Annotated in this window: 3 protein-coding genes; 1 reads left to right on the top strand and 2 read right to left on the bottom strand. The window is 64.6% G+C overall.

The window, feature by feature from the left end; genetic code table 11:
* On the top strand, window positions 1-1298 hold a 1298-nt coding region (locus tag VML93_RS37960), incomplete at its 5' end, for an IS1634 family transposase (RefSeq protein WP_414686557.1).
* A 118-nt stretch (window positions 1299-1416) separates the two neighbouring features.
* On the opposite strand, the gene VML93_RS37955 is transcribed toward VML93_RS37960, so the two are convergent.
* Window positions 1417-2463, bottom strand: coding sequence for an SGNH hydrolase domain-containing protein (locus VML93_RS37955; protein WP_325618954.1), 1047 nt, complete (start codon window positions 2461-2463; stop codon window positions 1417-1419).
* Between the two features lie 374 nt (window positions 2464-2837).
* On the bottom strand, window positions 2838-3849 hold a 1012-nt coding region (locus VML93_RS37950), incomplete at its 5' end, for an acyltransferase (RefSeq protein WP_325618952.1).

Here is a 3849-nt window from a genome sequence, read left to right as displayed (position 1 = left end):
ATGACCTGTACGCGGCGATGGACTGGCTGGCGGCCCGGCAGCCCGGGATCGAGGACGGCCTGGCGGCCCGGCACCTGGCCGGCGGCACCCTGGTGCTGTATGACGTGTCCTCCGCCGCGTTCGAGGGACGGACCTGCCCGCTGGGCGCCATCGGCCACCCCAAGGACGGGGTGCGGGGCCGGCTGCAGATCGTCTACGGGCTGCTCACCTCCCCGGGGGGCATCCCGGTCGCGATCGAGGTGTTCAAGGGCAACACCGGCGACCCCAAGACCGTGGCCAGCCAGGTGACCAAGGTCAAGGACCGGTTCGGGATCACCAAGGTGGTGCTGGCCGGGGACCGCGGCATGCTGACCGCCGCCCGGCTGCGCGAAGACGTCGCCCCCGCCGAGCTGGACTGGATCACCGCGCTGCGCGCCCCGCAGGTCAAGGCGCTGGTCCGGGACGGGGACCTGCAGCTGTCGCTGTTCGACCAGACCGACCTGGCCGAGATCACCTCCCCGGACTTCCCCGGCGAGCGGCTGGTGGCCTGCAAGAACCCGTTCCTGGAAGCCGAGCGGGCCCGCAACCGGGAATCACTGCTGGCCGCCGCCGAGGCCGACCTGGCCAAGATCGCCGCGGCCTGCACGCGGGCCCGCGCCCCGCTGCGCGGCACGGACAAGATCGCCGTGCGGGCGGACCGGGTACTGGCCAAACGCAAGATCGCCAAGCACTTCACCATCGACATCGGCGAGGATCACCTCACCTACGCCCGCAACCAGGACTCCATCGCGGCCGAGGCCGCCCTCGACGGCATCTACGTGCTGCGCACCTCGGTGCCTGCCGACACCCTCGACGCCGCCGAGGTGGTGGCCGGCTACAAGAACCTGGCCAACGTCGAACGCGACTTCCGCATCATCAAGGTCGACGATCTGGATCTGCGGCCCATCCATCACCGCCTCGACGACCGGGTCAAAGCCCACGTGCTGATCTGCATGCTGGCCTGCTACCTGGTCTGGCACCTGCGCAAGGCCTGGGCGCCCATGACATTCACCGACGAACACCCACCCCAGCGGGCCAACCCCGTTGCCCCCGCGCAACGCTCCGGCGGTGCCGCCACCAAGGCCTCACGCCAGCACGACGAATCCGGCAACGCCTACCGCAGCTTCCGAGGCATGCTCGACCACCTCGCCACCCTCACCCGCAACCAGATCCGCTACAAAGGCACCGACACCGAAATCCCCATGCTCGCCGAAGCCACCCGCGACCAGCGCCGCGCCTTCCAACTGCTCGACACCGCCATCCCGCTCAGAGCCGCGTAGCCACAACAACCACACCCGAAACAAGCGAATCCCCAGCTCAGCTGGGGATTCGCTTGTCCCTGGCGCCGTAACTTCGGACTAGGCGCGTTACCCGGCCCGAGAAAGCAGTTGTGTCTGGTCAGGCTTGGTTCAACACGGGCTGCAAAGCCTCACCGAGTGCACCGGTCAGATACTCCGCATATGTCTGGGTAAGGTGGGAAATGTCCTGGTAAACAACGCGGTCCGCAATAACAGGCTCGCACTTGTCGGAGCAGATCCACGGCTGTGGGGATACGTAGTTGGCGCCGGCTGCTGCGGCGGCGGATTGTTCGTCGGCTTGTGAATAAGCGCCAGAACCGTCCCCCGCTGGGCCGGCCCTCCCCCCGCCCTCGGTGGCGTCCGCCGCTGCGGCACTGCAGTTCTGCACGTCATTGACATGGGCGGCGAGGCAGCGGAGGTCGTTGTTCTTCCAACTTGGCACGTTCGCCAGCAACACCAAACGTGTCCCGGGCTGAGTGAGCTTTTGGAACGTCGATATCCACGCGTCCCGCCATACCGTCGACGTCGGCCACGTTCCATCGAGGAGCAGCCCGCCTATGCTCGTGACGAGCACTACATCAGGATGTAAGTCGCGTATCGCCTGTGTCGCGCCCTCGTGGAACTTGTCACAGTCTGAAAAGGGCGAGCGCGTGTAGTAGGCGAGGTAGTGCAGATCCGGTGCCGGGCATCCGCCCTCACTGAATACACGTAGTTTCCAGCCATGCATTGCAGCGACCCCTTCGAGTGCTGCAGCCCAGGTATCCGCGTGGGAGTCGCCGTACATCACCATAAGCTTCTTCCCTTGCGGGTCGCCGAATGTGCATTCCCCAAAATGGACCGATGGAACGGCGGCCTTTGGTTTGCAGTCGAAACCGTGCCGGGCCTCCGCAAAATTGCTTTTGGTTAGCTGGGCCGCGGCCGCACCCGGCAGCGTTTGTATATCGCGGGCAGCTTTGACCGCGTCCAACACTTGCGCTGTCGTCGCGTAGGTCCGTTGGTTCAGCGGCGGCCCATTCTCGGGGCTCGTTTCGCCTCTGCTCCCGTGCCCCGGTGCCGACCACGCGGCAAGACCAAGAGCCATGGCCACCAGGATGGCCGCCGGCCGGCGGATCGCATGTCGTACGAGCGGTGCCGACTTCAACAGCATCACGAATCCTCCTGCTTGCTCACCTGAGACGAACGGAACATCGCCGGCAACGAGTGCATTATACCGGAGATACACTTATCCGACACATTACATACTAATAGATCCATAAGTCAATCTCTGGCAAACTTAGGGTCTTGGAGTCCAACAGCATGCGTGCAGCGGGATGGCAGATCCCGAATAATCTCGGGACCAGCGGAAGGACCTGGTGGCCGGCGTCGACCTGCCCCAACCGGGGACGGGCGTGTGGTGTACACGAGTTCCTTGATGCCCCCACCGGGGTTTGGTGCTCGATCCGCTGACTGATCGCCACCCGTTTCACTGCGGCCGGCCAAAGACATCCGCCGGCACTATGCGCGCGCTGGCCCTCGAGACGTCTAGCGGATGCTCGTGGGTAGTAGATTCCACGTTCCATAATGGTTAGCGATCAGCCATTGGGCCGTTCCAACGGTGGCGATGACGAGGACGGCGCCGACGGTCAATGTCAACCCGATGCGTGTTGCCAGGACGCGGGCGTGTCGGACAGGGTTCTCGATTAGTCGGTAGGTGATGGCTGTCGCGGTCGTCGCCAGCAAGAGCAGGCCGGCGTTTTGTATCGCGCTAAGGTCGTGGCCCAAGTATTCGGCCGCGATGATGAGAAACGGCCAATGCCATAAATACAGCGAGTACGAGCGCGCACCGATCCATTGCATGGGGCGCACGGCCAAAGCGCGGCCGACAAGCGTGCGTGGGTTGGCGCAGCCCGCGGCGATAAGCAGCGCGGTGCTGGTCACCGGCAGGGCGACGGCCGATCCCGGGTAGTGCGTCGAGGAGTTCAGCACAAGCGCGCTGACGACGATGCCGGCAATTCCGCACATGCTTAGCAGTTCGATCAGCCAGGGTGGCCGGACGCGGGCCACGACCGTTGCCAGGACCGCCACCAGGGCACCCAATGCCAGTTCCCAGGCACGGGTGAGGGGGGAGAAGTACGCCCAGGTGGCGTTGGATTGGGTTTGGATGACCGACCATGCCAGGGACACACCTATGATGCCGAGCAACGTTACGGCGAGGGCCTGCCGGGATCGTTCGCCTCGAACGAGCAGCACCAACCCCAGGAACAGGCCCGGCCAGACGAGGTAAAACTGTTCTTCGACGCCGAGCGACCACATGTGCTGCAGCGGCGAGGGTGGCAGTTTCGAACCGAGGTAATCGGTACCGAGTAGGCCGAAATGGATATTTGCGGTGAACACGGCGGTCCATTTCGCGTCGTCGGCGATTTCGTTGCCGGCGATGAATCCCAGCAAGCGATACGAGGCGAACAGCGCTGCCAGCACCACGAGCGTGGCCGCAGGCAGAATGCGTCTGACCCGTCGAGCATAGAACCGCGATATAGAAATACGCCCGTTTCGG

It is taken from the genome of Mycobacterium sp., assembly GCF_035499775.1.
Classification (GTDB): Bacteria; Actinomycetota; Actinomycetes; order Mycobacteriales; family Mycobacteriaceae; genus Mycobacterium.
The sequence above is the reverse complement of the archived record's forward strand: the minus strand, read 5'-3'. Positions and strand labels throughout refer to the sequence as shown.